Here is an 18,117-nt window from a genome sequence, read left to right on the forward strand (position 1 = left end):
GAGCCCGCGGAGGAGCTAGCGGATCATGCGGTAGCAGATGAAGGTCGGGAACCGGTAGTACTGCCCCTTGCCGGCCTTCACCGCGCCCAGGATGAGGAGCCACCACCCGCCGATCAGGAACTCCAGGTACGGGAGTGCGAGCAGGGCGAGGAACGCGGGCGCGTCCAGCAGGATGGCCGGCGGCACGCAGACGGCCGCCACGGCCAGCAGATGGATCAGCATGGTGAGCTGGTAGTTCATCGACTGCGCGGCGTGGAACCGGGTGTAGGGCGACAGGTTCTTCTTCCACAGGTAGATGACCAGCGCCGGCAGGAACCCGATCAGGACGTTGCCGACGTAGGCGAAGACCGCCCAGGTCGTCTCCTCGCCGTGGGCGGACCCGGGCGGGCCGTACCCGGGCGGGCCGTACCCGTAGCGCGGGTCGTAGCCGCCGGGCGGCATTCCGGGCGGCGGGCCCGGAGGCTGTCCGGGCGGCGGGCCGGGGGGCTGTCCGGGCGGCGGGCCGGGCGGCTGCCCGGGAGGAGGGCCAGGTGGCCCGCCGTAGGCACCGGGGTAGGGCGGCGGTTGCTCGGGGGGTGGTGGCGGGGGCTGGTCCGTCACTGGTGTTCCTTTAGGTCCTCTGCGCATGGCTCGGTGGGAGATACTTCAGGAATCTATAGGAACCGGGCTCGCCGACGCGGGTCTCACCAGAACGGGAGGCACACATGTCGGCGGCGGGCACCCTGCGTCCCGGCGACCCCGAGCGGCTCGGTCCGTACCGGCTGCTCGGCCGGCTCGGCGAGGGCGGCCAGGGCGTGGTCTTCCTCGGCGAGGACGAGCGCGGCACGCACGGGCGGGTCGCGGTCAAGCTGCTGAACGGCGGCTTCGGCCCCGAGACCGAGGCGCGGTCGCGGTTCCTGCGCGAGCTGGAGACGGCCAAGCGCGTCGCGGAATTCTGCACGGCCGCGATCCTGGACGCCGACGTGGCGGGCGACCGCCCCTACATCGTGAGCGAGCTCGTCGACGGGCCGTCGCTGCACCGGGTCGTGACGGCCGAGGGGCCGCGGGCGCGCGGGGCGCTGGAGCGGCTCGCGGTCGGCACCGCTACGGCGCTCGTGGCGATCCACCGGGCGGGCGTCGTGCACCGCGACTTCAAGCCGCACAACGTGCTGCTCGGGCCGGACGGGCCGCGCGTCATCGACTTCGGCATCGCCCGCGCCCTGGACACCGGGACGATCACCTCCGGCGGGGCGATCGGCACGCCGGCCTACATGGCGCCCGAGCAGCTGGAGGGGCTGCGCGCCGGGCCCGCCGCCGACGTGTTCGCGTGGGCGGGCACGATGGTGTTCGCGTCGTCCGGGCGGCTGCCGTTCGCCGCCGACACGATGACGGCGATGGTCGGCCGGGTCATGCACGGCGAGCCGGACCTCGGCGAGCTGACCGGGCCCCTGCGGGACGTGGCCGCCCGCTGCCTGGCCAAGGACCCGGCGGCGCGCCCGACCGCGTCGGAGGTGCTGCGCGCCCTGCTCGGCGACGCGGACCAGGCGCCCGCCCCGCCCGCCTCCGCCGGGACGCGGACCATGCAGGCCCCGCCCGCCCCGCCCGCCCCGCCCACGCCGCCCACGCCGTACGCGCATCCCGCGCCGCCGGGCCCGCCCGCGCCCCGGGACCGGCGGCCGGTCACGGGCGTGGTCGCGGTGTCGGCGGCCGTGGTCGCGGTGGCGGCCGCCGTCGTGGTGACGGTGCTCGCGCTGTCCAGCGGGGACGGCGGCGGCGAGAACCCGGAAGGGCCGGGCGCGAGCGGACGCCCGCTGGCCGCCACGTCCGGCACGGCGGGCGCGACGCGACCGGAGAGCCCGCCGTCCGAGACGCCTTCGTCTCCGTCGCCGGGCACCTCCGGGCCGGAGAACGGCATCCCGCAGCGGTACGCGGGGACGTGGACGGGCCGGCTGACGCAGAACGACGGGAAGGTCTTCTCCGCGAGGCTCGTGCTCCCCGCGGGCGGCGCCGCGGGGAGCATCGCCTATCCGGAGCAGAACTGCTCGGGGTCCGAGATCTACCTGGGCGAGTCGGGAGGCACGCTGAGGTTCCGCGAGCGGATCACCTTCGGCACGGAACGATGCGTGGACACCGGGACGCTCACGCTCACCCCGGAGGCCGGAGGGGACCGGCTGATGTTCCGCTACGTCGGCCGGTCTTCGAACGGCCGTGAATGGACCGTCGTGGGTCCGCTGTCGCGCTCCTGAGAAGTCGCAGGGCCGGAATGCTCACTGAGCGGGACCCGGCGGCCGATCCGGTCGCCCGCACGTTCTAGAATCGGGTTCGGTCCATGGGTGATGTCCGGGGGCGTCCCCCGCGAGGAGGCTGGAGTGAGCGCGATCCCGATGGAGCGGCCCGAGCTGGAGGACGACGAGGCCGCGGCGCTGGCGGAACTCGCCGCCCGCGTACGCGAGCTGGCCGAGGCCGCCGTCCTCACCCGCGCGGGCGCCGCGGAGACCACCGCGATCGCGGGCGAGGTCGCGGCGCTGACCGCGCGCCTCACCGCGGAGCGCCGGGACGCGCCGCCGTTCGTCACGCCCGGCGAGCGGACGATGGACCACCAGATCGCCAACCCCGTAACGGGGACGGCCAACCCCATCGCCCCGCCGGTGGTGCTCACGGTCGGCGCCGGCGGCATCGTCCGCGGCGAGTTCACCCTCGGCGCCCTGTACGAGGGGCCGCCGTCCTACGTGCACGGCGGCGTGTCGGCGATGGTGCTCGACCAGGCCCTCGGGATGGCGGCGGCCGCCTCCGGCACGCCCGGCATGACCGCGACCCTGGAGACGCGCTACCGGCGCCCGACCCCGCTCGGCGTCCCGCTCCAGGTGGAGGCGAAGGCGAGCCGGGTCGAGGGCCGCAAGGTCTACGCGTCCGGGGCGATCAGCGCCCCGGACGGCCGCGTCACGGTCGAGGCGACCGCGATGTTCATCATGCCGCAGCGGTTCGTCACGTCGCCGTACTGACCTTCGCGCGCTCCTCGGCGGGCGCGGGCAGCAACCCGAGCGCGGTCAGCGTCAGCGCCGAGGCCACGATCATGCTGATCGAGATCGCCTGCCAGCCGAAGTCGTGCAGCAGCCAGGTGGCCAGCAGCGGCGCCGGGCCGCCCGCGAACACCGAGGCGAGCTGGTAGCCGATGCCCGCGCCGCCGTACCGCAGCCGGGTCGGGAACGTCGAGGCGATCAGCGACGCCTGCGGCCCGTACTGGACGGCGTGCGGGATCTGCGCCACCACGACCGCGACGACGATCAGCGCCGCGACCCCGGTGTTGAGCAGCGCGAAGTACGGGAACGCGAAGAGCGCGACGCAGATCGAGCCGACCGCGTACACCCGGCGCGGGCCGATCCGGTCGCCGAGGTGCCCGGAGGCCGGGATCGTGAACAGCTCCAGGACCGCCGCCGCCGTCACCGCGCTCAGCGCGAGACCCTGCGCCTTGCCGAGGTCCTCGTGCACGTAGGTGAGGGCGAACGAGGTGAACAGGTAGAAGGGCATCTGCTCCGAGCAGCGCAGCAGCGCGCTCAGCAGGATCTCCCGCGGGTGCCGCCTGATCACCTCGGCCACCGGGACGCGGGAGACCTCGTCCCGCTCGACGACCTCGGCGAACAGCGGCGTCTCCATCACCCGGATCCGCACCCACAGCCCGATCCCGACCAGGACGACGCTGAACAGGAACGGGATGCGCCACGCCCAGTCCTTGAACGCGTCCTCCGCCGACAGCGCGATCGCCGTCATCATGCCGGTGCCGAGGATGAGCCCGATCGGGACGCCGAGCTGCGGCAGGCTCGCCATCAGCCCGCGCCGGTTCCGGTCGCCCCACTCCATGGACAGCAGCACCGAGCCGCTCCACTCGCCGCCGACCGCGATGCCCTGGAGGATCCGCAGCAGGACGAGCAGGACGGGCGCCGCCCAGCCGATCGTCCCCGTCCCCGGGAGGAGGCCGATGAGCGCGCTCGACACGCCCATCAGCACCAGCGTGACGATCAGCGTCGCCTTCCGGCCGAGGCGGTCGCCCCAGTGCCCGAAGATCGCGGCGCCGACCGGCCGGGCCGCGAACCCGACCGCGTACGTCGCGAACGCCGACAGCGTGCCCGCGTAGTCGCTCGACTCGGGGAAGAAGACGTCCTTGAAGACGATCGCGGCGGCGGTGTTGTAGAGGAAGAAGTCGTACCACTCGATGGACGTGCCGATGACGCTCGCGGCGGCGGCCTTGCGGACCTGCGCGCGGCGCTCGTCGGCACCGGCGGCGCGGGCGCGTCCCGCCTCTCCGGGATCCAGGACCATGGGAGCTCTCTTCTCGGTCGCCGCCCCCGCCGGCTCTGGTGAACGTGCCCGACTGTTTCCCGCCGGATCCGCGGCCGAAACCGCTTTCCGGCGGACGGTCTACAATCCGCTGGTCCGGCGGTCAGTATTCGTAGACCTTTACCGCCGGGTCGTGCCCGTACCAGGACGCGACGACCGACGAGGTGCGCTTGTCGGAGAGGAAGTCGACGCGCAGCCAGCCCTCGGCCTGCGTCACGCGCGTCTCGTAGCCGGGGTTGGGCGTCGCCGACACGAGCCGCACCCGGTCCTTCTCGATGGCCATCGCGGCGCGCCCGCCACGCGTCGCGAAGCTGCGCACGTTGTCGTGCGGCTTCGGGGAGGTGGGCGTGCCCGTGGGGCCGCCGGCCGGCGCCTTCGGGCTCTTGGACGGCTCGGGCCCCTTGTCCTCGCCGGTCCCCGGGCGGGGCCGCGCGGTGGGCGACCCGATGCTGGTCGGGCCCGGCGGCGTCGACGGGCTGGAGTGGATGACCGGGCCGGCCATCGGCGGCGGCGCCGACCGCTCCGACACCGCGCCGCGCACGACGCCGCGAACCCCGAGCCAGGACAGCGCGACCGCGAGCGCGGTCACCGCTGCCCACGGGGCAACATACGACATCGCGCGACGCATGGGCACATGGTGGCATACGGTTCCGCCATGGCGAGTGTTCTGGTGGTCGAGGATGACGCGAATGTCCGGACCGCCTTGATCAGGGAGCTGAGCGTGCGGTCGCACGTCGTGCGCAGCGTCGGGACCGCGATGGACGCGCTGCGCGAGGTCACCCAGGCGCCGCCCGACGTCGTCGTGCTCGACCTCGGGCTGCCCGACCTCGACGGCGCGGAGGTGCTGAAGATGCTGCGCGGCATCTCCGACGTCCCGGTCATCATCGCGACGGCACGGGACGACGAGCCCGAGATCGTCCGGTTACTGAACGCCGGAGCGGACGACTATCTCATCAAGCCGTTCTCCATCGAGCATCTGAGCGCCCGGCTCGCCGCGGTGCTGCGCCGGTCCGCGCGGTCCGGGCCGACCGCGGAGCTGAGCGTGGGCGGCCTGCACATCGATCTGGACCGGCGGGAGGCGATGCTGGACGGCAAGCCGCTGGAGCTGACCCGGCGCGAGTTCGACCTGCTGTCCTACCTCGCCGCCCGTCCCGGCCGGGTCGTGGCGCGGCGCGAGCTGCTCGCGGAGGTGTGGCGGCAGGCCTACGGCGACGACCAGACCATCGACGTCCACCTGTCCTGGCTGCGCCGCAAGCTCGGCGAGACCGCCGCCGCCCCCCGCTACCTCCACACGGTGCGCGGCGTCGGGGTCCGGCTGGCCGAACCCGATCCGCGGTCATGAGGAAGACGCTCGTCCTCGTCTCGCTGGCGGTCACCTCGATGGTCGCGCTCGCGTTCCTGATCCCGCTCGCGCTCACCGTCCGGGAGATCGCCCGCGACCGGGCGCTGACCACCGCCGAGCGGCAGGCCAGCGCGCTCGGGCCGGTGCTCGTCGTCACCGAGGACCCGGCCGCCCTCGAACGCGCCGTCGCGAGCACCCAGGCCGGCGCGGCGGGCCGGATGACCGTGCACATGCCCGACGGCGGGCTCGTCCCGAAGAACACGCACGGCGACTTCAGCGCGGCGCCCGAGCAGCTCACCGAGGCCGGGCGCCGCGGGCGCTCCTACACCGCCCGCGTGAACGGCGGGTACGCGCTGCTGCAGCCGGTGTCGCTGGACGCGGGCCGGACCGCGGTCGTCGAGGTGTTCCTCCCCGACGACGACCTGTCCCGCGGCGTGTGGAAGGCGTGGCTCGTCATGACGACCGTCGCCGCGGCGCTCGTCGCCGGGTCGGTCGCGGTCGCCGACCGGCTCGGCGCCCGCATGATCCGCTCCACCCGGCGGCTCGCCGAGGCGGCCGGCGCCTTCGGGGACGGGGAGCTGTCGGTGCGGATCGAGCCGGACGGGCCGCCGGAGCTGATCGAGGCGGGCCTGGCGTTCAACGCGATGGCCGACCACGTCGTGCAGCTGCTGTCGGCCGAGCGGGAGATGGCCGCCGACCTGTCGCACCGGCTCCGCACGCCGCTCGCCGCGCTCCGCCTCAACGCCGAGGCGCTCGGGGACGGGTCGGTCGCCGACCAGACCCGGGAGGCCGTCGACCGCATCGAGCGCGAGGTGGACCAGATCATCCGGACGGTCCGGCGGCCGACCGGGCGGGGCAGCTGCGACGCCTCCAAGGTGCTGCGCGACCGCGTCGCGTTCTGGTCCGTCCTCGCCGAGGACGAGGGGCGCTCCTGCGAGCTGATCGGCGCCGAGGGGCCGGCGCCGCTGCCCATCCCCGGCACCGAGCTGGCCGCCGCCGTCGACGCGCTGCTCGGCAACATCTTCCGGCACACCGCCGAGGGCACCGGCTTCGTCGTCACCCTGCACCAGGGGCAGGGCGTCACCGGCATCCTCGTCGCCGACGGCGGGCCCGGCATCAGCGACCCGGACGCGGCGCTCAAGCGCGGCAGCAGCGGCGGCGGCTCCACCGGCCTCGGCCTGGACATCGCCCGCCGCGCCGCCGAGTCGACGGGCGGCTACCTGCGGATCCACCGCAGCGTCCTCGGCGGCGCCCAGGTGCAGATGTGGTTCCGCACGAAGTGGCTGCCGCCCGCCCGCCGCTCCCGCCGCCTGGTCGGCCGCCGCCGCCACTCCCGCACCCAGCCGCGCCGCTCCCGTGCTAGCGGCTCCGTCCCTCCCGGAGCATCCTGACGGCCTGCTCGACCCGGCGCCGGCGCGTCTCCGGCTTCTTCGCGCCCTCGACCGACAGGACGAACCACTGCCGCTTGCTGTAGGACAGGCCTTCGAAGAACCGCCGCGCCTCGCCGTCCGCCGCCAGGGCCTCCGCCAGGTCGTCCGGGACGGCCACCTCGCGCGGCGCGGTGTCGAGCGCGACGTCCACGTCGACGGCGTCGCCCGCGGCGATCCCCGCGGCCTGCCGGTTGTCCGCGCTGACGGGCAGCATGTACCGACCGCCCCTCGGCGTCACGGTCGACCGGTACGTGTGCCCGTTGATCGTGACCGTCACGGCGGGACGCCGTCCCCCGCCGAGTTCCTCCACGACCTCGCCGGGCACCTCCAGCCCGGTCGCCGTCTTCCCGCCCAGCTCCAGCGTCGCGCGAAACCTCATGATGACCTCCTTGTGAAGCGTGCCTCGGCAACGCGTCGAACGGCCGGCGGCCGGATCGACATAGGCGCGCCTTAAACGCCCCTTAAATCCGGAGATGTCGCCCGAGTGCGGCCCTAGCTTGATCGCCATGAAGCGCCCCCGCCCGCAGTACGTCGCCGCCGGGGTGATCGGCGTCGTCGGACTCATCGTCGCCGTGGTCATCGCCGTCGCCGGCTTCCTCGCCAGCGGCTACGAGCCCACCGCGCCCACCTCGTACCAGGTCCAGGTCGTCCGCGTCGCGAGCACCGGCCCCGAGTTCGCGCCCTACGTCGACGGCAGCCTCTCCCCGCCGTTCGACCTGGTGGAGACGTCGAAGACGACGGGCGCCAAGGCGTTCACGCTGGCGTTCATCACCTCCGGCGGCGGCTGCGTGCCGAAGTGGGGCGGGGTCACCGACCTGGACGCCAACCCGGTCGCGAACCAGGCGGACGCGCTGCGGGCGGCCGGCGGCGACATCCGCGTCTCGTTCGGCGGCGCGTCCGGCAGCGAGCTCGGAACGGCGTGCACCACCGTCGAGTCCCTCACCGCGGCCTACGACCGGGTCGTCACGGCGTTCGACCTCAAGCGGGCCGACTTCGACATCGAGGGCGCCGCGCTCCCCGACAGCGCGGGCAACACGCGCCGGGCGCAGGCCATCGCCGCGCTCCAGAAGAAGCACCCCGACCTGAAGGTGTCGTTCACGCTGCCCGTCCTGCCGACCGGCCTCACACAGGACGGCGTCGGCCTCGTCGAGAACGCCAGGGCGAACGGCGTCGCCATCGACGCTGTCAACATCATGGCGATGGACTACGGGCCGCCGTCCTCGGCGATGGGCGACCTCGCCGTGCAGGCCGCGACGTCCACCGAGGCGCAGCTGCGGACCGCGCTCGACGTCCCGTCCGCGTGGAGCCGGCTCGCCGTCACCCCCATGATCGGCGTGAACGACGTCGTCACCGAGACCTTCACCGTGGACGACGCCGCGCAGGTCGCCGCGTTCGCCGCGGACAAGGGCCTGGCCTGGACGGCGATGTGGTCGGCCAACCGCGACCGGCCCTGCCCCGGCGGCCCCAAGCCCCAGGCCGACCCCACCTGCAGCAGCATCGACCAGCAGCCCCTCGCCTTCACCCACGCCTTCACCAACTGACCAGCACCCGGCGTCGCCCCTGGCGGGTTCGCAGGGTGCGGACTGGTGGGGCGGGCCCGCATGTTGTACCTCTCGGAAGGACACCGAGGGGGTGAAGGGCAGTGCGGGCACGTGAGGCCACGATGGAGGCGCTGGTCGGCGCGCTGGCACCCGAGGAGAGTCTGGTCGAGCAGATCATCGCCCGGGTCCGCGAGGAGATCCCTTCGTACGCCCCCGTGCCGCACGAGTCGCTGATCGCCAGTGTGGGGCGGAACCTCGGGCTGGCCGCCCGCACGATCAGCAGCGGGCGGGCGCCCACCGCGGAGGAGATCTCCGAGGCCGAGGTGTCCACGCTGGAGCGGCTGCGGCAGGGCGTCCCGATCGAGGACATCATGCGCGGCTTCCGGGTCGTCCTGTCGAGGATCCAGGCCCGTCTGGTGGACGTGGCCCCGTTCCACGGGGTCGAACCGGCGGACGTGGTCGAACTCTCCTCCCTGCTCTGGCAGCTCGGGGACGCGTTCTCCGCACGGGTGGCCGTCGTCTACCGGCAGTACGACATCGCCGCCGCGGTCGCAGACCAGCAGCGCCGTGCCGATTGGGTCATGCGCGTGCTCACCCTGGGGCTCCCGTCCACGGAGCTCCACCAAGGGGCGGTCGCCTACGGCCTGCATCGCGAGTCGCACCTGTACGCGCTGCGGGCGGTTCCTCTCGACACCGCGTCGCCCCTGGTGCTGCGGCGCGAGATCGAGCGGTTCGCGGCACCGCCCGGCACGGGCGGCCTCGTGATCCAGTCGGGGGACGAGGTCGTCGGGCTGGTCGCGCGCGTGCCGTCCGGAATCCGGCGGGGTGTCGTCGCGGTGGGCCCGGCACGGCCGCTGAGCGAGGCGCGGGAGTCGTTCGACATCGCCACCCGCGTCCTGGCCGCCGTACGCCGGCCGCCCAGCGCGGGCGTGCACAGCCTGGAGACCGTCACCTGGCGGCTCGGTGTGGCCCAGTGCCCCGAGGTCACCGAGGTTCTTCGCGACCGGTACCTCGCTCCGCTGCGCGGCCACGGCGAGTTCGGCCGGGTCGTCGTCGAGGCGCTCGACGGCTATCTCCTCCACCGGCGCAACATCCCCGCGGCGGCGGCCGCCCTCCACGTGCACCACAACACCCTGCGCTACCGATTGCGCCGGTTCGAGGAGATCGCGTCCTGCTCCCTGGAGGAGAGCGACACGCTCGTCGAGCTCTCCTGGCTGCTGGCGGGATTGCGGCCGGACGACCTCGACTCGTTGTAGCCGGCCACAACCGGCGCCCCGGAGCGTTGGGGCGTCGCCCATGGTCAGGCGATGGCGGCGGTCACATCCTTGTGCTCAGTTCCAGTCCGGGTCCGGAGGGACGGCCGTCCGGTGCCGACGTGGGGAGTTCGGATGACGACGCTGACTGAACGGCCGGCCACCATACGCCGAACCGGGCAACCGGTGATCGGCGGTCAGGCCGACCGCCACGGCCGCAAGAGGGCGCTGAGCATGACGATCATGGGCATGGGGGGCGGGCACCCTGCTGATCGAGGTCGCTCCGACCTACGCGCAGGCGGGAATCGCCGCACCCTCCATCCCGTTGCTGGCCCGGCTGATCCAGGGCCTGTCGGCGGGCGGTGAGTACGCCGCCGCGTCCCGTTCCTCCTCGGCTCCGCGGCCGCGCTCGAGATGGACGACCAGCGGGCAAGGAAGGTCAGCACGGCCAGCATGCTGCGGAACGTGTCGTCCAGCGGAGCTTTTCCCCGCCCGGTTCCGCAGTGCCGGGATCGGCCTGCCCTACGCCGTGTCCGTGGCGCTGTTCGGCGGAACCGGCCCGTACGTCGCCACCTGGCTGGTCGACCGCCCGAAGGCCCTTGAGGTGATCCGGCACCGCGACGCCGGCAGCCATGACGAGTGAAGGAGGAAGCGTGAGCCCGACCGCCATGTCAGAAACCGTGTGGGTCGCCGGTGTGGGGATGACCCCCTTCGGCGTCCATGCCGACCGCTCGTTCAAAGAGCTCGCCTGTTCGGCAGTCTCCGACGCCCTGGCCGACGCCGGTGCCGTGACCGGCGACATCGAGGTCGCCCTGTTCGGCACGACGACCCAGGGACCGCTGGGGAACCAGCACATGGTCGCGGGGCAGATCGCCCTGCGGGAGATGGGCGTCCAGCGGATCCCCGTTTACAACGTCGAGAACGCCTGCGCCACCGGTGCCTCGGCCTTCTCGCTCGCGGTGTCGCAGCTCCGCTCCGGGGCGTCTGACGTCGCGCTGGCCGTGGGCGTGGAGAAGATGAGCATCGGGGATCCCGAGCGCACCATGGCGGTGTTCGACGGCGCCTACGACGTCTCCGACCGGGAAGGGCTCGACCGGACCCTCGCCCTGCTCGGCGGGGACGTCGACGAGCCGGATCTCGGGCGCCGCTCGATCTTCATGGACATCTACGCCGCGATGGCCCGCAACCACATGCGGCTGCACGGCACCACCCAGCGGCAGATCGCCGCGGTGTCGGCGAAGAACCACCGGCACGCGGCCGGGAACCGGCGGGCCCACTACCGGACGCCCCTGTCGGTGGAAGAGGTCCTCGCCGCCAGGCGGCTGTCCTACCCGCTGACGGTTCCGATGTGCGCCCCCGTCACCGACGGAGGCGCCGCGGCGGTGCTGTGCAACGCGCGAGGCCTGCGGCGGCTGCGCGGCACCCGTCCGGTCAAGGTGCTGGCCGCCGTCGTCGGCACGGGGACCGACCGGGACGTCACCTCGTTCGACGGTCACATCGGAGCCCGGGTGGCCGAGCGCGCCTACCAGGCGGCGGGGGCCGGGCCGGAGGACGTGTCCGTCGCCGAGGTGCACGACGCCACGGCCTTCGCCGAGATCCTGCAGACCGAGCTGCTGGGCCTGGTCCCGGCGGGCGACGGCGGTCCCGCGGCCGAGGCGGGCGTGACCGCGCTCGGGGGCCGCGTCCCGGTGAACCCGTCGGGAGGCCTCCAGTCCAAAGGACACCCGCTGGCGGCGACCGGGCTCGGGCAGATCTTCGAACTGGTCCAGCAGCTCCGCGGCGAGGCGGGGGCGCGGCAGGTGGAGCGGGCGCGCATCGCGCTCGCCGAGAACGGCGGCGGGTTCCACCGCGGTGAGGAAGCGGTCACCGCGGTCACGATTCTAGGGAAAGGCTGATACGGCGATCATCGACTTCTTCGACCGGGGACGGGCCGTCAACCGGCCGGTACCGTCTACGGATGGGGGACGAGACCTGGCCGTTCGCGGAGGCCGGCGAGCTGTCCTGCCGTATCGCGCACCTGCTCGCCGAGCTAGGGGCCCGGCGCGAGACCAAGGCGGCCATGCTCTCCCGTCGTGGCTGTGCGTCCTCGGCATCTGGCGGAGCGGCGGCGCCTGGGTGCCGCTGAACCCGGGCACGCCCGTCGCCGACAACATCGAGCTGCTCAACCGGTTCGACGTCGAGGTGCTCGTCTACCACCCCGACTCGCGCCGGTGGACGCCGAGATGAAACCGCACCTGACCCGCATCGGGCACTTCATGACGCTCGGCCCCGACACGGAGGACCCCGCCCTGATGGACTTGGTCGCCCCGTCCCCGACGACGAAGCCCCACGTCCCCCACGCGATGGACGACGTAGTCGCGGTCGCCCCGACCGGTGGCACGACCGGGCTGCCCAGGGGGTGATGAACACCCACCGCAGCCTCTCCGTGATGGTGACGCACCAGATGATGGCGCTCACCCACGCCCCCGACGAGCCGATCGTGAACCTGGCGGCCGCGCCTCGGACCCGGACGGCCGACCTGCTCAGCCTCAAGGCCTCCGCACGGGGCGGCACGGTGGTGATCATCCCGCAGCCGGCACCGGACGACGCCCTCGACGCGACCGAGCGCCACGGAGCGACCGACCTCTTCCTGCGTGACCTTCATGCGCCCCGACGAGCACCTCGTGGACGGCAGGCCCGCACCGGACGGCCGACTCGCCGCATGCGGCCCGCCCGTATCCGATGGCGACCGTGGCGATCCTCGACCCCGACACCCACGACGAGGTCGGGCCGGGAGAGACCGGCGAGATCTGCGTGCGCGGCGACCTGGTGATGAAGGGCTACTACAAGAACCCCGAGCTGACCGCCGAGACCATCAGGTCCGGCGGGTCATCACGGACGCGCTGGCCCGGCACGGGGGGATCGACGTCTCGACAACAACGTCGGTCGCCGAAAGGGCGCCGACGGCCACCGAGCCATTCCGGAACCGATGGCGGGTGTGTGAAAACGGAGCGAGTAGAGTCCCTCATTGTGGTCTCTCTATGCATCCGGCGGCTTAACCTGCCCGGGTTCGACTGCTGGACCTGCCGCCCCAAATGAAGCAGCCCCTGACCGGCATGCTCCGGTCAGGGGCTGTTCTGCGTCTGAACGGGGGAGGGGCACGAGGCCGGGTCGGCCGGATCATCCTGCCCCTCCCTGCCGTTCCTGGCCGCCGTTTGTCACCTGGCATGGAGGAGGGGAAGTCGAAGCCTCGACGGCCGGTGGATGAACGTGACCGGTCAGGACCCGGAGAATCTCCAGGGCCACTTGTCGACGGGCCGGAGTGCTTCTCTTGCGAATCGCCACGATAGTGACCGTCGCGATCAGACCAATATGGATGAGCGCGATGCTCAGGACCACATACGCAACAACAGGTTGGCCCGCCCAAGATGCGGCTCCTGCTGAAGTGCTGGTCAGACCATATGGCCGTACACCATCACCGGTGTACGCATTCGATCACCTCAGGGGAGCCTACGCCTCCTGAGTACCTTCTCCCACTCGGGCTCGCAACACCAACCGCCATCAATGGATGGGGCTCATGATCAGGGAATTCAATGCTGGCTGATCCGCAACCAGACTGACCACTGCGGACACTTACCGGGGATTGGGCTCCCCGGGGCACTACACACCCGGGCGGGCGCCGTCAGGCCATGAACGGAGACTATGTCACTGGTCGGTCCGTGCCAAACGCCTGGGAGGGCGATCCAGGTTCGATATTTCCGACCCAGCCACTCAGCGGCACCGCTGGCCACTGGAGGCAACATCGTCAAGGGGTCCTTTGGCCTCCAAGCTGTGCCCGCGCGTCGGGCGGTCTTGGGTGCTTGGACGCCGCCCACGCGCCATCCGAGGGTGGTGTGGGCTGCGGTGGCGATGACATCGTCACTTACCGTTACGGTCATTGTTGGTTCAAGTACGACGTAGGTCGACCGTGCCGGATGGTTCCCCTGGACTCCCTTCCTGGTTTTTCGCAGGTGAGCGGCTCTCTGGTCGACGTCCCCGGACGGCTTCGGAGGGGCCCTGAATAAGGGTGGCTCAGGGGTTCCCTAAAGGAGTCCCAGGGCTGGAATGTGAGTCCTTCCAGGTGGGGGAGGGGGGCTGCGCCGTCCGAAGTCATGGGGAGCCAAGTCGGGAGCCGCGCCTACGCGGACTTGGTCTTGAAGATGTCGTTCATGTGCTCGGCGCCGTCCCGGATCTCCGGCCTGAGCTGGTGGCGGTAGACGGTTTCGGTGATCTTCGTGCTGGAGTGCCCCACCAGAACGCTGATCTTCTCTAGGGGGACGTCGTGATCACTCATGATGGACACGAACGTGTGCCGTAGTTCGCGCGGGCACCACTCGGCGGGGTTGAGGTTGGCCGCCTTCAGAACCATGCGGAACCGATGGCGGACGTGTTGCGCGGTGTACGGACGGCCGTCCACGTGGCAGAACACGAGGTCGTGGTCTTGGTACGCCTCGCCGGCCTTGAGCTTCTCTGCTGCCTGCCTCGTCTTGAGGGCACGGAGTGCGGCAACCGCCATGTCTGCGATGCCGAGACCACGTCGGCTCAGCCTCGTCTTGGTCTCGCCCTTGTGCCGGTCGGCACGCAGGACGTAGACGGTTGCCTTGTCGAGATCGACATCACTCCACTTGAGGGTGCGGAGTTCCTCCGTACGGAGTCCCGAGAGGATCGCTAGGACTACGTACGCGCCGAATCGGTGCTGCGGCTTGCTCGCCTCTTCCAGGAGCGCGCTCGCCTGTTTGAGGCTCAGCGAACGCGACTTGCGGGCGGCCTTGCCGTCCGGAGTGTCGACCAGTTCGGCGACGTTCCGGCCGATGCGGTCATGACGCGCTGCTCTGCGGATCGAGCGCTTGAGGATGCCGTGCACGATGCCGAGAGAGGACGAGGTGAGGTGTGGAGCCCTGCCGTTGAGCCATTTCTCGACGTCGTCCGCCGTGAGTTCCTTGAGGCGTGTCCGTCCGATGAACGGCTTGAGTTGGTGATCGGCGAGCGACCGGTAGACCTCGTTGGTAGCCGGTGACTTGCCAGTCTTCGCGAACGCGGCGAGGAACTCGTCTACCGCGTCGAGGATGTAGTAGTTCCGGTCCGTCTTTACGCTCTTGTCCAGCTCTTCGACGGCTTCCTTGAGCTTGTTCTTGACCTCTGTCTTGGTCCTTCCCTTCCTCTTGAGTCGCTTGCGCTTGCCGTCCGGGCCGAACCCGAGCGAGAGTGCGCCGGTGTAACCGTCGCCCTCCTCGTAGATTGACCCTTCGTACCTGCCGACCAGGATCTTTGCCAACGGATCCCTCCTCATATCGATCGAGGTCACCACCGACCATAACTCAAGACGTCCCAAGACGTCCCTAGGTTGGGAGGTCCGTTTACGGACGCTGTGTCCGGACGGACCTCCCGCGTGGGTCAGTGCGTCGCGTCTTCGAGGGAGGGCTCTTCCAGGGAGGTGACGAAGTCGGCGAGGTGCCGGTCGGTGATGCGGCGCAGCTTGCCGATTTTGATGCTGCGGAGTTGGCCGGTGCGGATCAGGAAGTAGACCTTGTCCCGTCCGATGTTGAGGATCTCGGCGACTTGTTCGACGGTGTACGCCTGCAGGGGGCACCACCTCCTCTCACCCGGGCTCGTCCCGGGGGTCGTGCGTAGATGTGGGTTGGTGATCATCTCCTTGGCTACGGGGAGTGCTCGTCTTCGTCTCGTCTCATGGACGTCTCCGCCGCCCATACGTGCAGACGCGCACACGAGACGAGACGCTGAGACGATTACCGGGTGTGATCGGACGCCTTGTAGCGGCCTCGTCCGACCTGAACGGCGCAGCCGGTCCTCACCAGCTCGGCGAGGCGCCGGTATAGGGTGGGGCGGCTGAGTTGCGTGATCATCAGAAGGTGTGCGATCGGAAGCCCCTCGTCCGGCGCGCCGTCCAGGGCTTCCCTCAGCGCCGTTTTGGCAGGGTCTTCACGGGACGGTGTGACGGGTACGGACGGCACGGAGACAGGCATGCGCGCCTCGTCCAGTGCACGCCGAGAGACCTCGTCCAGCGGCGGACGGACGGATGAGTGGCGCTGTGCCGTCTCTGCCACGGTGGCGTCGGTGAGGAGGTAGGCGCGGCCTCGTCGTGGTGTGTCGTGTTCGGGTGCGGACAGCAGGAACTTCCCGGGCGCGTTGAGGGTGTGAGCGTGCCATCCGGCGCTGAGCATCCCTTGCCCAAGGATGAGATCGACGTCCTTCCTCTCCCGGACGCGGAAGCTCACGCGGACGTCCATCTGAGACCGGACCGCACCCTTGCCCATGGCCTTCTGTGTGGGCCGCTGAGTGGCCGCGATCAGCGTTACGGCGACGGCACGCCCCCGCCGCGCGATCGAGTCTGTGTCGCCGGCTGCGTCGGGAGCGTCATCGGCGAGTTCGGCGTACTCGTCCACGACGATGACGAGCGCGGGAAGCTCCGGCGTCGGATCCCACACGCGCCGCCCGTTCGCGGCGAGCCATTCGGCGCGGGCTTCCAGGACGGTGACGGCGTCGCGCAGCATGGCGCGGGCTTGGTCGGGTGTGGTGGCGAGTCGATCGATACAGGACGCCCACGGCTGGAGTTCCATGCCGCGCTTGAGGTCGATGGCCCAGATGACCACGTCTCGGCATGCGCTGAGGTTGCCCATGAGGACGTTGATTCCGCCGCTCTTGCCCGAACCGGCCACACCTCCGATAAGGCCGTGACGTCGCAGCAGAAGCACGCGCGCGCCGGTGGCGTCTTCGAACGGGCCTAGGTCGATCGGTTCAGCAATGGACGAGACGGACGGTCCCGGCCACGGGATGGCGTCGGCGTGCGGGTCGGCGTCCAGTACCCGCAATTCGAACCGGTTGGCCTTGTCGTCGCGTGTCGGTTCGACACGTACAGCGCCCCGGAAAGTCCCGAGAGCCGACTCGATCGCCGGAACCTTTCCGATGACGTCCTGGATCGTCTGGCCGCGTGCCAGGGCGAATCGTGCGCGCCATCCCCACACGTCCACCACCGCGGATTGTGCGCGTGATCCGGCGAGGCCGACGTCTTTCGCGATGTCCGGCCACGCAGCTATCTGACGATCGACGCGTACTTTGGCGCGCCGTCTCCGATGCGTCCACCACGGCAGGGCAAGCACAATCCCGCCGCCGACAAGAACGAGGGGAAGCGGCCGGAGCATGACGCCCAACGCGGTAGCGGCCGAGAGCCACCCACCGGCACCCATGGCGACGGCAGCGGCATATGCCCGCTCGATCCGCAGGGCAAGCCCGACCCGCCCGCCGAACAAGGCCAGAGCCCAGGCGGCCACCGCGGCGGTAGCCAACAGCCAAGGCCACCATTCCGGATGCGTGAAGTGCATTAGCGCACCCCCAACGGCGAGCGTGGTCACCAGGTAGAGCGGTGCCAGCTCGGACCGGTATCGCCACATGGCTCGCGCGAGGAGGACGCCGGCGACGTCCGGGAATGGCCCTTCACTGTCGATGATCACCATGGGTTGGAGCCCGTTGCGGCGCATCTTGTGGGCGTGCCGCCGCATCTGACGCGTCCGGCTCATGAGTGCCCCCAGGAGTTCGGGGGAAGGTGCCCTTGCGCGCGAAGTTCGTCGCGCAGGTAGTACAGCGGATCCGGTTCGGCGTCTCGTTCGGCTTTGAGGGTGGCGCGTCCGGCGGCCACCAGGTTCGCGCGGTCGCGCCGCACTTTCGACAGCACGGCGGCAAGCCGGGTGATTTCGGAGACGAGCGCGGGAACGTCGGCGAGTGCGGCGTAGAGGCGAAGCCACAAGTCCTCTATGGACGGCATTGCGGCGGACAGGTTCGAGACGATTTCACGCGCGGCGAGGTTGCGCGTACGGACCTCCTGAACGTTGACCTTCACGTGCGGTGTATCAGGCACCAGGGCATCCCTCCCTTCGGTCAGGGCCATCACGGCTGAGAAAGGGACTGGACGAGAACGGACACCAGTCGACGGATTTCCGGCGCGGCACTGGTCGCGGCGAGGAAGAACCCGAACAGCAGGCACACCGCGATGTGCCAGCCACGAAGCCCCATGTACCGCCACGCGACCCACACCACCGCGCCGAGAATCGCCACCAGGGGAACCGAGACGTTCACAGGTTCACCCCCTTCACAGCCACAGGTCCGGGTACCGCGAACCGTGCCCGCGCCGGAGCCACCGGGCGCGAGCGCGGCACTTGCGGCACCGCCGGTTACCGGGCTCCACACGCGCGCCGCACGCGCAC

17 protein-coding genes and 1 pseudogene are annotated in these 18,117 nt (G+C 71.2%); 9 read left to right on the forward strand and 9 right to left on the reverse strand.

Translation table 11 applies throughout. From position 1 onward, the window contains the following. Positions 1-15 precede the first annotated feature (15 nt). Positions 16-600, reverse strand: a complete 585-nt coding sequence (locus K8Z49_RS43345) for a DUF4870 domain-containing protein (protein WP_244938935.1) — start codon at positions 598-600, stop codon at positions 16-18. A 104-nt stretch (positions 601-704) separates the two neighbouring features. Between K8Z49_RS43345 and K8Z49_RS43350 the strand changes: the two genes are divergently transcribed. Together K8Z49_RS43350 and K8Z49_RS43355 are read left to right on the forward strand one after the other, a co-directional pair. Then, positions 705-2,225, forward strand: coding sequence for a serine/threonine-protein kinase (locus K8Z49_RS43350; RefSeq protein WP_412516875.1), 1,521 nt, complete (start codon positions 705-707; stop codon positions 2,223-2,225). 123 nt (positions 2,226-2,348) lie between these two features. Beyond that, positions 2,349-2,981 (forward strand): PaaI family thioesterase, encoded by a 633-nt coding sequence (locus K8Z49_RS43355; RefSeq protein ID WP_412516876.1) that lies wholly within the window; start codon positions 2,349-2,351, stop codon positions 2,979-2,981. On the opposite strand, the gene K8Z49_RS43360 is transcribed toward K8Z49_RS43355, so the two are convergent. Together K8Z49_RS43360 and K8Z49_RS43365 are read right to left on the reverse strand one after the other, a co-directional pair. After that, the gene (locus K8Z49_RS43360) at positions 2,965-4,296 is read right to left on the reverse strand and encodes an MFS transporter (RefSeq protein ID WP_075019666.1); all 1,332 of its coding nucleotides are present in this window, start codon (positions 4,294-4,296) and stop codon (positions 2,965-2,967) included. The genes K8Z49_RS43355 and K8Z49_RS43360 overlap by 17 nt on opposite strands. Positions 4,297-4,417: 121 nt before the next feature. Further along, positions 4,418-4,942 (reverse strand): hypothetical protein, encoded by a 525-nt coding sequence (locus K8Z49_RS43365; protein ID WP_033330655.1) that lies wholly within the window; start codon positions 4,940-4,942, stop codon positions 4,418-4,420. A 27-nt stretch (positions 4,943-4,969) separates the two neighbouring features. Between K8Z49_RS43365 and K8Z49_RS43370 the strand changes: the two genes are divergently transcribed. Continuing rightward, complete coding sequence (locus tag K8Z49_RS43370; RefSeq protein WP_024934660.1) at positions 4,970-5,656, forward strand: response regulator transcription factor; 687 nt, start codon at positions 4,970-4,972, stop codon at positions 5,654-5,656. After that, the gene (locus tag K8Z49_RS43375; RefSeq protein ID WP_021597410.1) at positions 5,653-7,047 is read left to right on the forward strand and encodes a sensor histidine kinase; all 1,395 of its coding nucleotides are present in this window, start codon (positions 5,653-5,655) and stop codon (positions 7,045-7,047) included. Before K8Z49_RS43370 ends, K8Z49_RS43375 begins: the two co-directional genes overlap by 4 nt. Here the strand turns inward: K8Z49_RS43375 and K8Z49_RS43380 are convergent. Further along, positions 7,016-7,465 carry a YdeI/OmpD-associated family protein gene (locus tag K8Z49_RS43380; RefSeq protein WP_021597411.1) on the reverse strand — a complete coding sequence of 150 codons (450 nt, stop codon included), beginning with the start codon at positions 7,463-7,465 and terminating at the stop codon, positions 7,016-7,018. The genes K8Z49_RS43375 and K8Z49_RS43380 overlap by 32 nt on opposite strands. A 127-nt stretch (positions 7,466-7,592) precedes the next feature. Between K8Z49_RS43380 and K8Z49_RS43385 the strand changes: the two genes are divergently transcribed. From K8Z49_RS43385 to K8Z49_RS43405, 5 genes and pseudogenes are all read left to right on the forward strand, one after another. Next, positions 7,593-8,627 (forward strand): chitinase, encoded by a 1,035-nt coding sequence (locus K8Z49_RS43385; RefSeq protein WP_412516877.1) that lies wholly within the window; start codon positions 7,593-7,595, stop codon positions 8,625-8,627. A 101-nt stretch (positions 8,628-8,728) separates the two neighbouring features. Further along, positions 8,729-9,883: a helix-turn-helix domain-containing protein gene (locus K8Z49_RS43390; RefSeq protein WP_412516878.1), complete on the forward strand. Its 1,155-nt coding sequence runs from the start codon at positions 8,729-8,731 to the stop codon at positions 9,881-9,883. A gap of 650 nt (positions 9,884-10,533) precedes the next feature. Then, on the forward strand, positions 10,534-11,775 hold the full coding sequence (locus K8Z49_RS43395; protein ID WP_412516879.1) for a thiolase family protein: 1,242 nt from the start codon (positions 10,534-10,536) through the stop codon (positions 11,773-11,775). A gap of 327 nt (positions 11,776-12,102) precedes the next feature. Then, positions 12,103-12,282, forward strand: coding sequence for a hypothetical protein (locus K8Z49_RS43400; protein WP_412516880.1), 180 nt, complete (start codon positions 12,103-12,105; stop codon positions 12,280-12,282). Between the two features lie 280 nt (positions 12,283-12,562). After that, a pseudogene (locus K8Z49_RS43405) lies at positions 12,563-12,958 on the forward strand (AMP-binding protein); the annotation flags it as partial. Between the two features lie 1,078 nt (positions 12,959-14,036). On the opposite strand, the gene K8Z49_RS43410 reads toward K8Z49_RS43405, so the two are convergent. From K8Z49_RS43410 to K8Z49_RS43430, 5 genes are all read right to left on the reverse strand, one after another. Then, complete coding sequence (locus tag K8Z49_RS43410) at positions 14,037-15,173, reverse strand: tyrosine-type recombinase/integrase (protein ID WP_412516881.1); 1,137 nt, start codon at positions 15,171-15,173, stop codon at positions 14,037-14,039. Between the two features lie 119 nt (positions 15,174-15,292). Then, positions 15,293-15,547, reverse strand: coding sequence for a helix-turn-helix domain-containing protein (locus tag K8Z49_RS43415; RefSeq protein WP_412516882.1), 255 nt, complete (start codon positions 15,545-15,547; stop codon positions 15,293-15,295). A gap of 98 nt (positions 15,548-15,645) precedes the next feature. Then, the gene (locus K8Z49_RS43420; protein ID WP_412516883.1) at positions 15,646-17,370 is read right to left on the reverse strand and encodes an FtsK/SpoIIIE domain-containing protein; all 1,725 of its coding nucleotides are present in this window, start codon (positions 17,368-17,370) and stop codon (positions 15,646-15,648) included. 59 nt (positions 17,371-17,429) lie between these two features. After that, positions 17,430-17,804, reverse strand: a complete 375-nt coding sequence (locus K8Z49_RS43425) for a hypothetical protein (RefSeq protein WP_412516884.1) — start codon at positions 17,802-17,804, stop codon at positions 17,430-17,432. Beyond that, the gene (locus K8Z49_RS43430; RefSeq protein WP_173396356.1) at positions 17,801-17,989 is read right to left on the reverse strand and encodes a hypothetical protein; all 189 of its coding nucleotides are present in this window, start codon (positions 17,987-17,989) and stop codon (positions 17,801-17,803) included. Before K8Z49_RS43430 ends, K8Z49_RS43425 begins: the two co-directional genes overlap by 4 nt. Positions 17,990-18,117: the final 128 nt, after the last annotated feature.

It is taken from the genome of Actinomadura madurae, assembly GCF_047130825.1.
In the GTDB taxonomy this organism is placed as follows: Bacteria; Actinomycetota; Actinomycetes; order Streptosporangiales; family Streptosporangiaceae; genus Spirillospora; species Spirillospora madurae.

Bases quoted from the DNA above. Each gene is read 5' to 3' on its own strand.
- K8Z49_RS43380 (WP_021597411.1), bottom strand. From the start codon at position 7,465: ATGAGGTTTCGCGCGACGCTGGAGCTGGGCGGGAAGACGGCGACCGGG.
- K8Z49_RS43415 (WP_412516882.1), bottom strand. From the start codon at position 15,547: ATGATCACCAACCCACATCTACGCACGACCCCCGGGACGAGCCCGGGT.
- K8Z49_RS43420 (WP_412516883.1), bottom strand. From the start codon at position 17,370: ATGGTGATCATCGACAGTGAAGGGCCATTCCCGGACGTCGCCGGCGTC.
- K8Z49_RS43385 (WP_412516877.1), top strand. From the start codon at position 7,593: ATGAAGCGCCCCCGCCCGCAGTACGTCGCCGCCGGGGTGATCGGCGTC.
- K8Z49_RS43400 (WP_412516880.1), top strand. From the start codon at position 12,103: ATGAAACCGCACCTGACCCGCATCGGGCACTTCATGACGCTCGGCCCC.
- K8Z49_RS43350 (WP_412516875.1), top strand. From the start codon at position 705: ATGTCGGCGGCGGGCACCCTGCGTCCCGGCGACCCCGAGCGGCTCGGT.
- K8Z49_RS43360 (WP_075019666.1), bottom strand. From the start codon at position 4,296: ATGGTCCTGGATCCCGGAGAGGCGGGACGCGCCCGCGCCGCCGGTGCC.
- K8Z49_RS43370 (WP_024934660.1), top strand. From the start codon at position 4,970: ATGGCGAGTGTTCTGGTGGTCGAGGATGACGCGAATGTCCGGACCGCC.
- K8Z49_RS43375 (WP_021597410.1), top strand. From the start codon at position 5,653: ATGAGGAAGACGCTCGTCCTCGTCTCGCTGGCGGTCACCTCGATGGTC.
- K8Z49_RS43365 (WP_033330655.1), bottom strand. From the start codon at position 4,942: ATGCGTCGCGCGATGTCGTATGTTGCCCCGTGGGCAGCGGTGACCGCG.